The sequence below is a fragment of the Nocardia rhizosphaerihabitans genome, from assembly GCF_014646295.1.
GTDB classification, from domain to species: domain Bacteria; phylum Actinomycetota; class Actinomycetes; order Mycobacteriales; family Mycobacteriaceae; genus Nocardia; species Nocardia rhizosphaerihabitans.
Map to the genome: position 1 here is coordinate 1,081,024 of NZ_BMNE01000002.1, position 15,442 is coordinate 1,096,465.

Here is a 15,442-nt window from a genome sequence, read left to right on the forward strand (position 1 = left end):
GGGAATGCTCACACCGGTCGGTGCCGGTGCTCATCGGCCCGTGCCCGATCCGGTGGCGGCGACGGTCCCGCACGCGCAGTCCGGGTGCGGTAGCCAGGGCCGTCGCTGCACCTCGTGGGTGTCCAGATCCAACTCGACGGTGGCGTCGAGGGTGCCGGGCCGTCGGCGTGGCGAGCACGCGACGATCGCCTCCAGTTCGCCCATGGCCAGCGCGGTCGTCGCCGCGATACCGGCGGGCGAGGCGTGCCCGGTGCGGCCGAGCAACTGCGCCGCCAGATGCGGCCAATCGGCATCGAATCCGGTGCGGGTCAGGTCGGCGCAGCGCAGGCAGCTGGTCTCGCCGGGCAGCACGAGCGGGCCGACCACGCCGACGCCGTCGCGGACCCGCACCTGCAGGTGCGGTATCCGGCGCAGCACCAGGTCCACCGACAGGCGGGGATCGACCATCAGCGCATCGGTGAGCACCACCAGATCACTGCCCGCCCCGATCACGGTGTCGGGTCGGTACTCCCGCGACCGGACGGGACGAAAACCCATGCGCCGCAATCCGATCGCCACCGCGTCGGAGAGCGGGCCGAGCCCGTGCACGGTGACGGCGCGGATCCGGCCCTGTTTGCGCTCGGGTTGCAGCAGCAGTCCGGCCCGCTCGATCGCGGCGAGCAGGGCGATGGTGCGGTCGGGCGCGATCCCGAATTCCCCTGCGCGCCAGATGATCTGTGGCTTCGATTGCAACCCGTCGAGCAGTCGCAGGAACGCGAGCACCGTGCCGGTGTCGAGTTCGGTGGTCTCGAGCAGCAGGGCGCGTTCGGGATCCCAGCCCAGTTGCACCGTGCCCGACGGGCGGACCAGCGTGGTCACCCTGGGGTGGAGCATCGGTCCGCGCAGTGGCGTCGTGGTCGTCATGTCCCGAGTATCGGCATCCGGCCACGGCACACGGTGTGCCGAAAGCCTGGTTATCCACAGGCTTTCGGCGTGTCGCGGTCGTGATTTCCGGCCTGTGGACAACTCGTGTCCGCAGGTCGGCGCGGGGTTTCCGGACGCGTCCTGGTCGCGGAGCCGTGTCGCGCCATCACGATCCGCTGATTTTTCGCAGACCGTGGTTGCGGTGCGGGTCAGGGACGGCCGGTGCCGGTGTCCGGGTCGGTATCGGGTTCGGACTTGCCGCGCTCGGCCTCGTCGCGCTCCCGCGCCTCGGTCTCGGCGAGCTGGGCCAGCGGGTCGTCGAAAGCGCCGGTGCCGCCGCCGATCACCGAGTCGATGAAGCCGGCGGGCGAGTCCAGATCGCTGGAATCGGGTAGCAGATCGGGGTGCGCCCACACACCGTCGCGGCGCTCCATGCCCGCGTCGGTGGTCAGCCGGCGCCACAGCGCCGAGGCCTCGCGGACCTTGCGCGGGCGCAGTTCCAGACCGACCAGGGTGGCGAAGGTCTGCTCGGCGGGTCCACCGCTCGCGCGACGGCGGCGCAGCGTCTCCGACAGCGCGCCCGCGCCCGGCAACCGCTCACCCACAGCGTCGGTGACCACCACGTCGACCCAGCCCTCGATCAGCGCGAGCAGGGTCTCGAGGCGCTCGAGCGCCTGCTTCTGCTCGGGGGTGGTCTGCGGTTCGAACGTGCCCTGGGACAGCAGTTCCTCGAGCTTGGACGGGTCGCTCAGCGACATCGGGTCGATGTTCTGGGCGGCTTCCTCCAACGAGGAGAAGTCCATCTTGATGCCGCGCGCGTAGCCCTCGACCGCGCCGAGCACCTGCTGACGCAGCCACGGCACATGCCCGAACAGCCGCTGGTGGGCAGCCTCCCTGGCCGCGAGGAACACCATGATCTCGCTCTCGGGCTGCTCGAGCCCTTCGCTGAACGCCGAGATCGCGGTCGGCAGCAGCGCCGCGGTACCGGCCGGGCCGAGCGGCAGACCGATATCGGTGGAGGTCAGCACCTCCTTGGCCAGCTGGCCCAGTGCCTGACCGAGCTGGGAACCGAACGCCAGCCCGCCCATCTGGCCGAGCATGCCGACCATCGGCCCGGCGAACTGCTTGGCCTCCTCCGGCAGCTGCGCGGTCCACATGCCCGAGATCTGCTCGGCCACCGGATCGCACAGGCGCTTCCAGGTGGGCAGGGTCTCTTCGATCCAGTCGTTGGCCGTCCACGCGACCGTCTTCGACGCGCCGGCGGGCAGCATGGTGGCGCCGTCGAGCCACAGCTCGGCCAGGTGCGCCGCGTCGGCCACCGCGGAGGTCGTCTTCGCCGCGATCGGCGCGACGCTCGCGCCGAGCTGCTGGCGGGCCAGTCGCTTGGCCACGTCGTAGTTGACCGGTCCCGACTGCGCGCCGCCCGGTCCCGTGGCCTGGCCCATGCCGCTGAGCATCTGTCCGAGCTGGGTCAGCATCTGACCCAGCTGCGACGGATCGAAGCCGCCGGCGCCCGCCGCCCCGAACCCGAACGGATCGCTTCCGCCGGGACCGTTCGCCTCGTCGCGACGCTTGCCCGAATCGTCGTCGTCACGGTTCGAGAAGCCGAAGGGGAGATCGCTCATACCTCTTACGTTACGCGGGACCCCTGGACCCACGGTGTTCGCGCATCGCGAAATCGGGCGAGCAGCGCGCACGGCAAAAGCGTGCCACTACCGTCGGTCACGGCGGGTGATCACTACTGTGGTCGGAGTGAATCGTCGGATCCTCACCCTGATCGTGGCCCTGGTACCCGTGCTCGTGCTCGGAGTCGTCGGCAGCGTGGTCACCGTGCCGTTCGTCGCGCTCGGCCCCGGCCCGACCTTCGACACCCTCGGTAAGGTCGACGGAAAGCAGGTGGTCGACGTCACCGGCGCGCCGCTGGATCCGACGAGCGGGCAGCTCAATATGACGACGGTGTCGGTGCGTGACGGGCTCAACCTGTTCGAGGCGTTCGGTTTCTGGGCCAGCGGTGAGCACGGCCTCGTCCCGCGCGCCGAGGTGTACCCGCCCGGGGTCCCGCGCGAAGAGGTCGACAAGTCCAATCAGCAGGAATTCAAGGATTCGGAGAGCAATGCCGAGGTCGCGGCGCTGCACTTCCTGAATATGCCGACGGTGGTGCTGGTGCGCGGGTTCGGCGACGAGGGCCCGGCCAAGGACGTGCTGCAGGTCGGCGACGAGCTGCTCAGCATCGACGGCATCCCGATCACCGCGCCCAAGGACGTGATCGACATCGTCGGCACCAAGGGCCCCGGCACCACGATCACGGTCGCCTACCGGCGTGGCGACGCCGAGCAGACCACGCCGATCACCCTCGCCGCGCGCCCCGACGACGCGTCGAAGGGCTATCTCGGCATCACCCCGGGGGAGGGTGGCCGCCCGCCGCTGCAGGTCGAGTTCAACCTCGCCGACATCGGCGGTCCGTCGGCGGGACTGATGTTCAGCCTGGCGCTGATCGACAAGCTCTCGCCCGGTGAGCTCAACGGCGGCCGGTTCGTCGCCGGCACCGGCACCATCGATCAGGAAGGCAAGGTCGGCCCGATCGGCGGCATCCAGTACAAGATGATCGCCGCGCGCGAGGCAGGCGCCGAGACGTTCCTCGTTCCCGCCGACAACTGCAACGAGGCCCGTCAGCGCGCGCCGGAGGGCCTGCGGCTGGTGAAGGTCGACACCCTCGACAGCGCGGTGACCTCGCTGGCCGCCATCGACGCGGGCCGCGAGGCCGTCAGCTGCGGCTGATCACTCCAGCGTGTGGTGCAGCGCCTCGACCAGGCCGGGCGCCAGGTTCGGGTAGGTGCGCAGGTCGAGATCGCCGAAGCCGTCGTCGTCCTCGGGGCGGATCTGCAGCAGGCACAGTGACGTGCCCTGACGCAGTACACCGGCGATGAGCCGCGCGTCACGCCTGCCCGGATGGGCGTGCGCGGCGGCGCGACCGGCCGCATCGGCGGCATCGTCGTCGGCGAGCAGTGGGACGAGCGCCTCGTCGAGGTCGCTCTCGGCGTCCGGCGGCAGCACCACGATCTCCTGGACCAGCACGCAGCCCTCGACGGCGGGCGGCCAGGTGGTGGTGGCGAGGAATTCGTCGAGCGCCATCGACCCGCCGGTGATGTCGTCGGGGAAGGCTTCCTGCGCGATCGGGGTGAGCTCGCTGCCGTCGTCGAGCTGATCCTCGAGGTCGGGTTCGGCGGCGACCAGGTCGGCGGTCGGCACCAACGCGAACATCTGCGGCGGGTTTCCCCAGCCCTCGGCGTCGGCGAACTCGACGACCTCGCGCACACAACGGGCGAGGACGGCTTCGGCGTGCTGGTCATCGGTCACCCGCCCATCCAATCATTTTCGGCCCAGACGCTTGCATGGTGTCCGATTTCCGTAGAGTGGGCGGCAACGGTCCGGTCACGGACCAACCGCAACATCGGACTGCGGTGTCTGCGCCGATCACCGGCGCACTCGCCGCCGGACCCTGGAGAGTGGCACCGTGGGCATGCGGCCCCCCACCGGCTTACCTTCGTTGTCCCGACGCAGCCGAGTGCTGCTGGTGACAGCAGTCGTCCTCGCGGCGCTGTTGCTGCTCGGGCCCCGCCTCACCGACGCCTACACCAACTGGTTGTGGTTCGGGGAGGTCGGCTATCGCAGTGTCTATCTGGGCGTGCTGGTGACGCGGCTGATCCTGTTCGCCGTTGTCGCGCTGTTCGTCGGCCTCGTCGTGTGGGGCGCGCTGCTGCTGGCCTACCGGTCGCGGCCGGTGTTCGTGCCGGTCGCCGGACCCAACGACCCGATCGCGCGCTATCGCACCACCGTGATGAGCAAGCTGAAGCTGTTCGGCATCGGTATCCCGGTGCTGCTCGGCCTGCTGTCCGGGCTCGTGGCGCAGTCGAATTGGGCGACAGTGCAGCTGTTCCTGCACGGCGGTGATTTCGGTCAGCAGGACCCGCAGTTCCACCTCGACGTCGGGTTCTACGCCTTCGATCTGCCGTTCTACCGGATGGTGCTGAACTGGCTGTTCGTCGCCGTGGTGATCGCGTTCTTCGCGAACCTGGTGACCCACTACGTGTTCGGCGGTCTGCGCCTGGCCGGACGGGAGGGCACGCTGACCAGGGCCGCGCGCGTGCAGCTGGCCGTGCTCGCCGGAATCTTCGTGCTGCTCAAGGCGATCGCGTACTGGTTCGACCGCTACGACCTGCTGTCGAGCACCCGCAAGGAACCGACGTTCGGCGGTCCGTCGTTCACCGACATCAACGCGGTGCTGCCCGCCAAGCTGATCCTGCTCTCGATCGCGGTGATCTGCGCGATCGCGTTCTTCGCCGGCATCGTGCTGCGCGATCTGCGGGTGCCCGCGATGGCCGCCGCGCTGCTGGTGCTCTCCTCGATCCTGGTCGGCGCGGTGTGGCCGATGGTGGTCGAGCAGTTCTCGGTGCGTCCGAACGCGGCCGACAAGGAGAGTCCGTACATCGAACGCAACATCATGGCTACGCGCCAGGCGTACGGCATCACCGACGACAAGATCGACTATCAGGAATACAAGGGCGAGAGCACCAAGAACCCGCTGGAGGTGCCCGCCGACGCGGTGACCATCGGCAACGCGCGCCTGCTCGACCCGAACATCCTTTCGCCCACGTTCACCCAGCTCAAGCAGCTGAAGAACTTCTACGGCTTCCCCGAGTCGCTCGACATCGACCGCTACACCCTCAACGGCGACATGCAGGACTACATCGTCGCCGCGCGTGAGCTGCATCCGGAAGCGCTGTCGGGCAACCAGAAGGACTGGATCAACCAGCACACCGTCTACACCCACGGCAACGGCTTCGTCGCCGCGCCCGCCAACCGGGTGAACAAGCCGCAGTCCGACGCGCAGAGCGCGGCAGGTGGCAGCGACTCCGGTTATCCGCTGTTCATGGTGAGCGACCTGTTCACCAAGATCGACGACCAGCAGATCAAGGTCGACCAGCCGCGCATCTACTACGGCGAGCTGATCGCCCAGTCCGATCCCGACTACGCCATCGTCGGCGCCACCGACGGCCAGGCGCCGCGCGAATACGACTCCGACCAGGCCTCCTACACCTACGACGGCAGCGGCGGCGTGCCGATCGGCAACTGGTTCAACCGGCTGGCCTTCGCGGCCAAGTACGCCGAGCGCAACATCCTGTTCTCCTCGGCGATCAGCGACGAGTCCAAGATCCTGTACAACCGCGGTCCGCGTGAGCGTGTGCAGAAGGTCGCGCCGTGGCTGACGACCGACGGCAACGCCTACCCGGCGGTCGTCGACGAGCGCATCGTCTGGATCGTCGACGCTTACACCACCCTGGACAAGTACCCCTACGCGCAGTCGACCTCGCTCGACGGCGCGGTCGAGGACAGCATCGACAAGAAGACCGGCCGGGTGATCCCGCGCAAGGAGGTCAGCTACATCCGTAACTCGGTGAAGGCGACCGTCGACGCCTACGACGGCACCGTCACCCTGTACGAGACCGACACCACCGACCCGGTGCTCAAGGCCTGGCGCGGAGTGTTCCCGAACGCGGTGAAGCCCGAGAGCGAGATCTCCCCGGAACTGCGCTCGCACTTCCGCTACCCCGAGGACCTGTTCAAGGTGCAGCGCGACATGCTGACCAAGTACCACGTGGACAACCCGCGTGAGTTCTTCACCAACAACGCGTTCTGGTCGGTGCCCAGCGATCCGACGATCGAGGGCGGGACGTTCAACCAGCCGCCGTACTACGTGCTGCTGGGCGATCCGAAGACCAACAAGCCGGTCTTCAGCCTGACCTCGGCGATGGTCGGCTACAACCGCCAGTTCCTGTCGGCCTACATCTCCGTGCGTTCGGACCCGGACAACTACGGCAAGTTCACCGTGTTGCAGTTGCCGACCGACTCCCAGACCCAGGGCCCACAGCAGACCCAGAACTCGATGACCACCGCAGACGCGGTGTCACGGGAGAAGACGCTGCTGTCGAACTCGAACAAGATCCGCTACGGCAATCTGCTGACGCTGCCGGTGGCCGAAGGCGGCATCCTGTATGTCGAGCCGTTCTACAACGAACGCAACACTGGTTCGTCGACGTTCCCACAGCTGCTGCGCGTGCTGGTGAGCTATCGCGACGCGGCGGGCAGCGTGAAGGTCGGCTACGCGGCGACGCTGGCCGAGGCGCTGAACCAGGTCCTGCCGGGTTCGGGCTCGCTGGCGACGCCGTTCGGCGGTGACCCGGCGCTGAAGCCGAAACCGGGTGCGACGCCACCGGTCGAGCAGGGCACCACGCCGCCGCAGGGTGGCACGACCCCGCCGCCCGGGACGACGACCCCGCCGGGGTCCACCGGCCAGGACGCCGCGGCCGCCGAGCTCAGCCGCAAGATCGAGGCGGTGCGCACGGCGATGCGGACGGGCAACTTCACCGACTTCGGTAAGGCGCTCGAGGAACTGGACGCCGCGGTGAAGGCGTATCAGGACGCCGGCGGCCGGTAGCCGTCCGGAACAGCAAGAAAGGCCCCGCCGGATGGCGGGGCCTTTCTCGTGCAGGGGGAACGGTGGATCAGCCGCCGATCGAGGCGATCAGCGGGGCGTTGGCGTTGAGCAGGTCCTGGTACTGACCCGCGACACCGTACTGGTCGGCCAGGGCCTTGCCCGCGGCCTTGGCCTGGTCGACGGCAACCTGGATGTCGGTCTTGGCCTCGGCGGGCAGCTCGACCGGCAGTTCGACGGCGGGCTCCTCGACCACGGCGGGCTCGGGCTCCGAGGCGCCGGCCTGCAGGTACCGGCCGCAGTGCGGCCACGCGCCGACACCCTGGCTGGCGAGCACGTTCTCCGCGACGCGGATCTGCTCTTCCTTGCTGGCGGTGTGCGCCGAACCCTGGCCGCCGTTGGCAGCCCAGGTGCTCTGCGAGAACTGCAGGCCACCGTAGTAGCCGTTGCCGGTGTTGATACCCCAGTTACCACCGCTCTCGCACTGGGCGACGCCGTCCCAGTTGTGGGACGCGGCGGAGGCGGTGCCGGTGGCGAGGCTGAACGGAACGGCAACCAGGGCGCCGGTGATGGCGGCGACGCCAAGGGCACGGGTGCGGAATTTCCGGGTCTCAGTCATGGGGGAGACGCTAACCAAGAAATCCATGACAATCACATCTTGATAACGGGACAATTGTGTGAATGAAACAGCTGTCTTTTCAGTGTTTACGCTGGATAGCGCTGGGGAATACCCGGATTCCGGCCAGTCTGTTATTGCACCGTTATGTGCCTGAGATCACGCCGAAATAGTGATCCCGGTCACCGGATTGCGGCGACTCGCGGCTGGGCTGGGTCGACGGCGGTCATTCGATGACGCTCGTCACATCTCGGGCTTCCGCGCCGCCGGGCGGGCTGCCGAAGATCGTGTCCCGCACCTCGAAAACCGCCGCTGACCTCACGATTTGGCATCCACGCTAACCCGTGTGTAATGTTGTATTCACCGACGCGGGGTGGAGCAGCTCGGTAGCTCGCTGGGCTCATAACCCAGAGGTCGCAGGTTCAAATCCTGTCCCCGCTACAAACGAAAGGCCCGGAACCACCAGGTTCCGGGCCTTTTGCGTTGTCCGAGTCGGAGGACTCAGGCGTCGAGGTCGCTGGCGACCATTTCGGCGATCTTGTCCAGGGTGGGCTGGTCGTCGCTGCTGATCACCACCTCGGCGCCCTGTGCTGCGCCGAGGGTCATGATCATCAGGGCCGAGCCCGCGTCCACCGGGTCGCCGCCGGTGAGAGCGATCGTGACGGGGACACCGGCCGCGCCGACCGCTTCGGCGATCAGGGCGGCGGGGCGGGCGTGCAGGCCGATCGAGGAGCCGACGGTGACGGTGGTGCTGGCCATGGGATTTCTCCTTGTGTGCGGATGGATTACGCGGTGGTGAGGACGGGGGATACGGGCTGCTTGCGGGTGAACTCCTTGGCGAGGGTGACGCAGACGGCGGCGACCACGGTGCCTGCCAGCAGCGACAGCACGAACCAGACGAGCTGCCCGATCGCGAAGAAGACGAAGATGCCGCCGTGCGGCGCGCTCAGGGTCACGTCGGTGGCCATCACCAGGCCGCCGGTGACCGCGCCGCCGACCATCATCGACGGCAGCACCCGCAGCGGGTCGGCCGCGGCGAACGGGATCGCGCCCTCGGAGATGAACGAGGCGCCCAGCAGCCAGGCGGCCTTGCCGTTCTCCCGCTCGGCCTCGGTGTAGAGGCGCGGGCGCAGGGTGGTCGACAGCGCCATCGCCAGCGGCGGCACCATGCCGGCGGCCATCACCGCGGCCATGATCCGCAGCGTCGCGTTGTCGGTCACCGACAGGCCGGCGGCGGCGAAGGCGTAGGCGGCCTTGTTGACGGGCCCACCGAGGTCGAAGCACATCATCACGCCCAGGATGACACCGAGCGCGATCGCCGAGGTGCCGGACAGGCCGTTGAGCCAGTCGGTGAGCCCGCTCGTGACGGCGGCGAGCGGCTTGCCGAGCAGCACGAACATCGCGACGCCGACGATCAGCGACGCCAGCAGCGGAATGACCACCACCGGCATCAGCCCGCGCGCCCACGTCGGCACCGGCAGTTTGCCGACCCACAGCGCCGCGAAACCGGCAACCAGACCGCCCACGAGACCGCCGAGGAATCCCGCGCCGACGAATACCGCGATGGCGCCGGCGGTGAACCCCGGTGCGAGACCGGGCCGGTCGGCGATCGCGAAGGCGATATAGCCCGCCAGCGCCGGAACCAGGAAACCGAACGCGAGCGAGCCGATCTGGAACAGCACCGCGCCGAAGTAGGTGGCCAGCCCGCCGTCGGGCAGGTCGGTGATCGAGTTGTTCAGCACGATGTCTTTCGCGCTGTCGGAGATCTCGTAGCCACCGAGCAGGAAGCTCAGCGCGATCAGCAGACCACCCGCGGCGACGAACGGGATCATGTAACTGACGCCGGTGAGCAGGATCTGCCGCAGGCGCGTGCCCCAGCCGATGCCCTTGGTCGCCGCCTGCGAGGGTGCGGGCGTTGCGCCTCCGACGGTGGCGGCGCCCGGGGTGGTGCTCGCCGTGACGGCCTCCGCGATCATCGTGTCGGGTTCGTTGATGGCACGTTTGACGCCGGATTCGACGACCGGCTTGCCCGCGAACCTGCCGCGATCCTTCACGCCCACATCGGTGGCGAAGATGACCGCGTCGGCGGCGGCGATGATGGCCGGGTCGAGTTTGTCGCCGCCGCTCGAGCCCTGGGTCTCCACGGCCACGTCGACACCGGCCCGTTCGCCCGCGGCGACCAGGGAGTCGGCGGCCATGTAGGTGTGGGCGATGCCGGTGGGACAAGCAGTGACTGCGACGACCTTCGGTCGCGCGCCGGAAGCCACCTCGTCCGCGGATCCGTGCTCAGCGGCAGCGGTCGCCGCCGCCTCGCCCGCTTCGGCAGCTGGCGCAACGGAAGCTGTTGCATCGCCTCCTGTTTCGGCTACCCCGACTGGTGTAGCTCCGGCTCCGGCCATCGCGTCGGTGGTAGCGGGACCAGCAGGAGTCCCGGCTGCCGCGCCCTCGGCGGTCGCCGACGAACCCGATGTTCCGGCCGCAGTTCCGGTAGTGGCAGGCGGCGGATTGATCACGCCATCGACCAGGCCCACCACCTCCGCCGGCGTCGATGCCGACCGCAGATCGGCGACGAAGGCCGGTCGCACGAGCGCGCGAGCCAGCGAGGACAACAGCTTCATGTGCTCGGCGCCCGCCCCTTCGGGCGCGGCGATCAGGAACACCAGGTCGGCGGGGCCGTCCGGGGCACCGAAGTCGACTTTGGGCGAAAGCCGGGCGAAGGCCAGGGACGCGCCGGCGACGGCCGACGCTCGGCAGTGCGGGATGGCGATGCCGCCGGGGAGGCCGGTGGCCGACTGTGCTTCCCGGTCCAGCGCTGCCCGGCTCACCACGGCGGCGTCGCTCGCGCGGCCCGCCGCGGCGAGGGTGCCCGCGAGCGTGGTGATCACCGCGTCCTTGTCGGCGCCGAGGTCGGCGTCGAGGGTGATCAGGTCGGTGGTGATGATCGAATCGGCCATCGTGGTGTCTTTCGGGAGTGGGGGTGGAGCAGGATCGGCGGTGCTCATGCCGGGGCCGGTCGGTCGGATGTCGTCCGGAGTGGCCGGGCGGTGACCGCGGCCAGCCCGATGTCCGCTGGTCCCGGCAATCCGGTGCCGGGCAGGGCGGTGGCCGCGCTGCCGTAGGCGACGGCGGTGCGGAGCCGGTCGGCAGGGTCGGCGCCGGCGAGGTCGGCGAGCAGGTAGCCGGCCAGGGCGGAGTCGCCCGCGCCGACGGTGCTGCGCGGCACGATCGGCGGTGCGGCGGCGAACCAGGCGTCCTCAGCGGTCACCAGCACGGCGCCCGCCGCGCCGAGGGTGGCCAGCACGGCGCCGACACCGCGGTCGATCAGAAGCGACGCGGCCGACGCGGCGGCGGCGGGGTCTTCGAGGTCGACCGGATCGAGGCCGGTCAGCTGGGCGAGCTCGTCGGAGTTGGGCTTGACGAGGTCGGGTGCGGCGCCGAGGGATTCGGTGAACAGCGCCAGCAGGGGAGCGTCGGAGGTGTCGACCGCGATGCGGGTGCGGCGGGCTCTGTTCGACGCGTGGAGCGGGGCCAAGGTGGCGACGAGCTGTGCGTACCAGTCGACCGGCACACCGGGCGGCAGCGAGCCGGACAGCACGATCCACTCGGCCTCGGCGGCCAGCTCGACGAGCAGGGCGGTCAGCTCGGCCAGCTCCCGCCCGGTCAGCGGCCGCCCCGGTTCGTTGATCTTGGTTGTCGTGCCGTCGGATTCGGCGATCGTCAGGTTGATCCGCGGCCCACCCGCCACCGGCACCGCGCGATATCCGATGCCGGAGGCGCGCAGCCCGTGCACGACGGGATCGTCGTCGGCGCCGGGCAGCACTGCCACGACCGGCGCACCGCCCGCCGCGACGACCCTGGCCACATTGACGCCCTTCCCGCCGGGATGCGAGGTGACGCCCGCGGCGCGATGCACCTGCCCGCGCCGCAACGGCTCGGTGAGGGTGACCGTCCGGTCCACACTCGGGTTCGCGGTCAGCGTGACGATCATGCGAGCACCACCTCGATCCCCGCGCCGACCAGCTCCGCGTGCGCGGTGGCCGGAATATCGGAATCGGTGACCAGGACATCGATGTCGTCGATACCGCCGAAGCGGACGAAATCCTCGCGGCCGACCTTGCCCGAGTCGGCGACCACGACGACCCGGTCGGCGGCGGCGATCATCGCCCGCTTCACCGCGGCCTCCTCCGGGTCCGGCGTGGACAGGCCGTGCCGCACGGTCAGCGCGTTCGTGCCGACGAAGGCGACGTCGACGCGCAGTTCACCGAGCAGCCGCAACGTCTCGGCGCCGACGGCGGCCTGGGTGACCCCGCGCACGCGTCCGCCGAGCAGATGCACCCGCACCCCGGCGAATCCGGTGAGCCGGGTGGCGATGGGCAGCGAGTTGGTGACGGCGACGAGATCGAGATCGGTCGGCAGCGCCGCGGCCACCCGTGAGGTGGTCGTGCCCGCGTCGAACAGCACGCTGCCGCCGGAGCCGGGCAGGAACTGCTGGGCGAGTTCGGCGATGCGGTCCTTTTCGGCGGCGCGCGTGCTGTCACGTTCGACGGTGCCCAGTTCGATCGTGGTCAGCGCGCCGGAGACGACCGCGCCGCCGTGCACGCGCCGGATCAGGCCGAGCCGGTCGAGCACCGCGAGATCGCGGCGCACGGTCTCGGTGGTGACGCCGTACTGGTCGGCCAGTTCGGCGACGGACACCCGCCCGCGATTCCCGATCACGGTCGCGATCGCCTGCTGCCGTTCCTCGGCGTACATGGTTTCCTCCGGCTCATGAGAATGTGTACTCATGTTGTTTTATGCCTGTTTGTGTGGCTTTGTCAATCATTTTTGGTGAGACGAGTCACAATCGTTGCCGCCGGCTATCGCGCCGCAATCGTGCCCGCGGTCACAGCGGAGCGCGGCGAGTGGCGGGTATCACGAGGGAAAGCGCTGCAGGTCAACGCATTTCGCGCAGGCTGTCACGCCGCTGTTACGCGCCACTGCGGTGATCGACACGTGCCCGGGTGACGCTGACCCGCATGTGGCGAATCGCGGTGCGACCCGGTGTCCTGGCCTGCGAGGTGTGCGGCCGCCTGCCGCATCCCCGCCGCACCCGGCTGGCGCTGGCCAAGCTCGCGGCGGTGTTCCCGGTGGAACTGGCGCTGCACGCGCTGGTGATCCACCTGCACCCGCCCTATCTGCTGACCGTCGCGTTACTGACGGTCACCACCACGATCCTGGTGATCTGGGTGGTCGAACCATCGGCGATGCGGATGCTCGGCGGCTGGCTGCACGGCCCGGAACTGCGGCATCGCGATCGGATCGACCAGGCGCAGGCGCTGTGGCGGATCAGGGTCAGGCTGGCGGACCGGCCGGGCGCGCTGGAGACGCTGGCCAAACACCTGGCGCACCGCGACGCCAACATCCTGACGGTGCATGTGCATCAACTGGAGGACGCGGTCCTGGACGAAGTGGTCGTCGCCGCGCCCGCCGAGGTCACCGCGCACACTCTCACCGCGGCGGTGGTGCAGGCGGGTGGATCGGGGGTGCGGGTATGGCCCGCCACGGTGCTGTCCCTGATCGACGGCCAGACCAAAGCGCTGGCGATCGCCGCGCGCATCGTGGGCGATCCGGACGAATTGCCGTTGGCCGTAGCCGAACTGCTCGGTGCCCGCTATCTGGCTCCGGGCACGCCCGAGGCGGGGGACGTCAGCGAGGGCACGCTGCTGGAAATCGAGGGCGACGAATGCCGCTGGGGTTTCGTGCGTCCCGACGAACCGTTCACGCCCGCCGAGATCGCCCGCGCCCACCGGCTGGCCGACCTGGCCGCGCTGACGGCGCGACGTCGCTGAGGGTCAGTCGAAGCCGAGGTCGCTGGTGAGCGGATCGCGTAGCGCGCCCTCGGCCGCGCGTAGTCGGTCGGTGACCGAGGTGAGCAGATCCATCGAATCCTGCGACAGGCCGCAGGCGAGGAGGGTGAGGTAGCGGATGGCCGCGCTGGTGAAGCGCTGAGCGAGGAGAACGTCCGGGTCGGCTGGTGCGGCCGCGGCCGAGTGTTCGACGAGGGTCACGACAGGGGCACTCACAATCTCGGAACGCGCTGCTGGTTCGCTGCTGTCTACTTACGAGTATGACGCACCTTACATCCCCCCTGCGGTTTGTGAACCACGGCTCGCATGCGAAAGTTCAGCGATGAGTCAGTTCGCCGACTATCAGAACGAGATCTACCTGGCCGCGCTCGGCGGGATCCAGCCCGAGTTCCCCATGGATTACGCGACGCTCGAGCGCAAGGCGACCGCCGCGCTACCCGATTCCCTGCTGAACTACATCGCCGGTGGCGCGGGCGACGAGCTCACCCAGCGTCGCAATGCCGAGGCGTTCGCCGACTGGGGTCTGGTGCCGCGGATGCTGGTCGGCGCGACCGAGCGCGACCTCACCGTCACCGCCTTCGGGCAGACCTTCGCCAGCCCGCTGTTCCTGGCACCGGTCGGGGTCATCGGCCTGGTCGGCGAGAACGGCCACGGTGACATCGCGGTGGCGCAGGCGTCGGCGAAAACCGGTGTGCCCGCGATGTTCTCGACGCTGATGGAGGACCCGCTCGAGGACGTGCGCCCGCACGCCGGTGACACGCCGTCGTTCTTCCAGCTGTACACGCCGAAGAACCGGGAGCTGGCCGAGAGCCTGGTCCATCGGGCCGAGGCGGCGGGTTACGCGGGCATCACCGTCACCCTCGACACCTGGGTCCCCGGCTGGCGCCCCCGCGACCTGGCGTCGGGCAACTTCCCGCAGCTGCGCGGTCACGTGCTGAAGAACTACACCAGCGACCCGGTGTTCCAGGCGATGGTCGGCTCCGACGATCCGAAGATGATTGTCCTGCACTGGATCTCGACCTTCGGCAACTCGCTGACCTGGGACGACCTGACCTGGCTCCGCTCGATCACCGACCTGCCGCTCATCCTCAAGGGCATCTCGCACCCCGAGGACGCGCGCAAGGCGATCGACTTCGGCGCCGACGGCATCTACTGCTCCAATCACGGTGGCCGCCAGGCCAACGGCGGCCTCAGCGCGCTGGAGACACTGCCCGCTGTCGCCGCCGCCTGTGACGACCGGGTGCCGGTGCTGTTCGACTCCGGTGTCCGCTCCGGCGCCGACGTGGTGAAGGCGCTGGGTCTGGGCGCGACCATGGTCGGCCTCGGCAGGCCGTACGTGTACGGGCTGGCGCTGGGCGGGGTGCGCGGACTGGTGCACCTGTTGCGCAGTTACGCCGCCGAGGCCGATCTGCTGATGGCGGTCAACGGGTACCCCGATGTCGCCGCGGTGCGCGCGAACATCCGGCCGACCACCCGCGGAAACGCGACGAGAGGCTGATGCCGGACGGTCCGGATACCCGTCACCGGACGGGTTTTCGGGCCGTGAAGGTGGCACGGCTGCGAACATGTCGGTGCCGTGCGGCA

Annotated in this window: 13 protein-coding genes and 1 tRNA gene; 5 read left to right on the top strand and 9 right to left on the bottom strand. The window is 69.4% G+C overall.

Annotated elements, in window-relative coordinates; all coding sequences use genetic code 11:
• Positions 1-30: 30 nt before the first annotated feature.
• Both IEY60_RS11450 and IEY60_RS11455 read right to left on the bottom strand, forming a co-directional pair.
• Positions 31-903 (bottom strand): TOMM precursor leader peptide-binding protein, encoded by an 873-nt coding sequence (locus IEY60_RS11450; RefSeq protein ID WP_189026841.1) that lies wholly within the window; start codon positions 901-903, stop codon positions 31-33.
• A 209-nt stretch (positions 904-1,112) separates the two neighbouring features.
• Positions 1,113-2,528, bottom strand: a complete 1,416-nt coding sequence (locus IEY60_RS11455; protein ID WP_189026843.1) for a zinc-dependent metalloprotease — start codon at positions 2,526-2,528, stop codon at positions 1,113-1,115.
• A gap of 127 nt (positions 2,529-2,655) precedes the next feature.
• On the opposite strand from IEY60_RS11455, the gene IEY60_RS11460 reads away from it, so the two are divergent.
• Positions 2,656-3,681, top strand: a complete 1,026-nt coding sequence (locus tag IEY60_RS11460; RefSeq protein WP_189026845.1) for a YlbL family protein — start codon at positions 2,656-2,658, stop codon at positions 3,679-3,681.
• On the opposite strand, the gene IEY60_RS11465 is transcribed toward IEY60_RS11460, so the two are convergent.
• The gene (locus IEY60_RS11465) at positions 3,682-4,260 is read right to left on the bottom strand and encodes a PPA1309 family protein (protein WP_189026848.1); all 579 of its coding nucleotides are present in this window, start codon (positions 4,258-4,260) and stop codon (positions 3,682-3,684) included.
• A gap of 157 nt (positions 4,261-4,417) precedes the next feature.
• On the opposite strand from IEY60_RS11465, the gene IEY60_RS11470 reads away from it, so the two are divergent.
• On the top strand, positions 4,418-7,399 hold the full coding sequence (locus IEY60_RS11470; protein ID WP_189026850.1) for a UPF0182 family protein: 2,982 nt from the start codon (positions 4,418-4,420) through the stop codon (positions 7,397-7,399).
• A gap of 67 nt (positions 7,400-7,466) precedes the next feature.
• Here the strand turns inward: IEY60_RS11470 and IEY60_RS11475 are convergent, their stop codons facing one another.
• Complete coding sequence (locus IEY60_RS11475; protein WP_189026852.1) at positions 7,467-8,015, bottom strand: transglycosylase family protein; 549 nt, start codon at positions 8,013-8,015, stop codon at positions 7,467-7,469.
• Between the two features lie 364 nt (positions 8,016-8,379).
• Between IEY60_RS11475 and IEY60_RS11480 the strand changes: the two genes are divergently transcribed.
• Positions 8,380-8,453, top strand: a tRNA-Met gene (locus tag IEY60_RS11480).
• A gap of 60 nt (positions 8,454-8,513) precedes the next feature.
• Here the strand turns inward: IEY60_RS11480 and IEY60_RS11485 are convergent.
• Genes IEY60_RS11485 through IEY60_RS11500 form a run of 4 tightly spaced genes read right to left on the bottom strand, consistent with a single transcriptional unit; the run spans position 8,514 to position 12,764 of the window.
• Entirely contained in the window at positions 8,514-8,771 is a 258-nt protein-coding gene (locus tag IEY60_RS11485; RefSeq protein WP_189026855.1) for an HPr family phosphocarrier protein, read from the bottom strand.
• A 26-nt stretch (positions 8,772-8,797) separates the two neighbouring features.
• On the bottom strand, positions 8,798-10,966 hold the full coding sequence (locus IEY60_RS11490; protein WP_189026857.1) for a PTS fructose transporter subunit IIABC: 2,169 nt from the start codon (positions 10,964-10,966) through the stop codon (positions 8,798-8,800).
• A 44-nt stretch (positions 10,967-11,010) separates the two neighbouring features.
• Positions 11,011-12,000: a 1-phosphofructokinase family hexose kinase gene (locus IEY60_RS11495; RefSeq protein ID WP_189026859.1), complete on the bottom strand. Its 990-nt coding sequence runs from the start codon at positions 11,998-12,000 to the stop codon at positions 11,011-11,013.
• Positions 11,997-12,764 carry a DeoR/GlpR family DNA-binding transcription regulator gene (locus IEY60_RS11500; protein WP_189027534.1) on the bottom strand — a complete coding sequence of 256 codons (768 nt, stop codon included), beginning with the start codon at positions 12,762-12,764 and terminating at the stop codon, positions 11,997-11,999. The genes IEY60_RS11495 and IEY60_RS11500 overlap by 4 nt, the downstream gene beginning before the upstream one ends.
• Before the next feature lie 263 nt (positions 12,765-13,027).
• Here IEY60_RS11500 and IEY60_RS11505 point away from each other — a divergent pair, with 263 nt between their 5' ends.
• Entirely contained in the window at positions 13,028-13,840 is an 813-nt protein-coding gene (locus tag IEY60_RS11505; protein ID WP_189027535.1) for an ACT domain-containing protein, read from the top strand.
• Positions 13,841-13,843: 3 nt separating this feature from the next.
• Here the strand turns inward: IEY60_RS11505 and IEY60_RS11510 are convergent, their stop codons facing one another.
• On the bottom strand, positions 13,844-14,059 hold the full coding sequence (locus tag IEY60_RS11510) for a hypothetical protein (RefSeq protein ID WP_189026861.1): 216 nt from the start codon (positions 14,057-14,059) through the stop codon (positions 13,844-13,846).
• 121 nt (positions 14,060-14,180) lie between these two features.
• On the opposite strand from IEY60_RS11510, the gene IEY60_RS11515 reads away from it, so the two are divergent.
• Positions 14,181-15,356, top strand: coding sequence for an alpha-hydroxy-acid oxidizing protein (locus IEY60_RS11515; protein WP_189026863.1), 1,176 nt, complete (start codon positions 14,181-14,183; stop codon positions 15,354-15,356).
• Positions 15,357-15,442 lie beyond the last annotated feature (86 nt).

Excerpts from the sequence above, each read along its gene's own strand:
- IEY60_RS11450 (WP_189026841.1), bottom strand. The coding sequence starts at position 903 with ATGACGACCACGACGCCACTGCGCGGACCGATGCTCCACCCCAGGGTG.
- IEY60_RS11455 (WP_189026843.1), bottom strand. The coding sequence starts at position 2,528 with ATGAGCGATCTCCCCTTCGGCTTCTCGAACCGTGACGACGACGATTCG.
- IEY60_RS11475 (WP_189026852.1), bottom strand. The coding sequence starts at position 8,015 with ATGACTGAGACCCGGAAATTCCGCACCCGTGCCCTTGGCGTCGCCGCC.
- IEY60_RS11485 (WP_189026855.1), bottom strand. The coding sequence starts at position 8,771 with ATGGCCAGCACCACCGTCACCGTCGGCTCCTCGATCGGCCTGCACGCC.
- IEY60_RS11490 (WP_189026857.1), bottom strand. The coding sequence starts at position 10,966 with ATGGCCGATTCGATCATCACCACCGACCTGATCACCCTCGACGCCGAC.
- IEY60_RS11495 (WP_189026859.1), bottom strand. The coding sequence starts at position 12,000 with ATGATCGTCACGCTGACCGCGAACCCGAGTGTGGACCGGACGGTCACC.
- IEY60_RS11500 (WP_189027534.1), bottom strand. The coding sequence starts at position 12,764 with ATGTACGCCGAGGAACGGCAGCAGGCGATCGCGACCGTGATCGGGAAT.
- IEY60_RS11505 (WP_189027535.1), top strand. The coding sequence starts at position 13,028 with ATGTGGCGAATCGCGGTGCGACCCGGTGTCCTGGCCTGCGAGGTGTGC.
- IEY60_RS11515 (WP_189026863.1), top strand. The coding sequence starts at position 14,181 with ATGAGTCAGTTCGCCGACTATCAGAACGAGATCTACCTGGCCGCGCTC.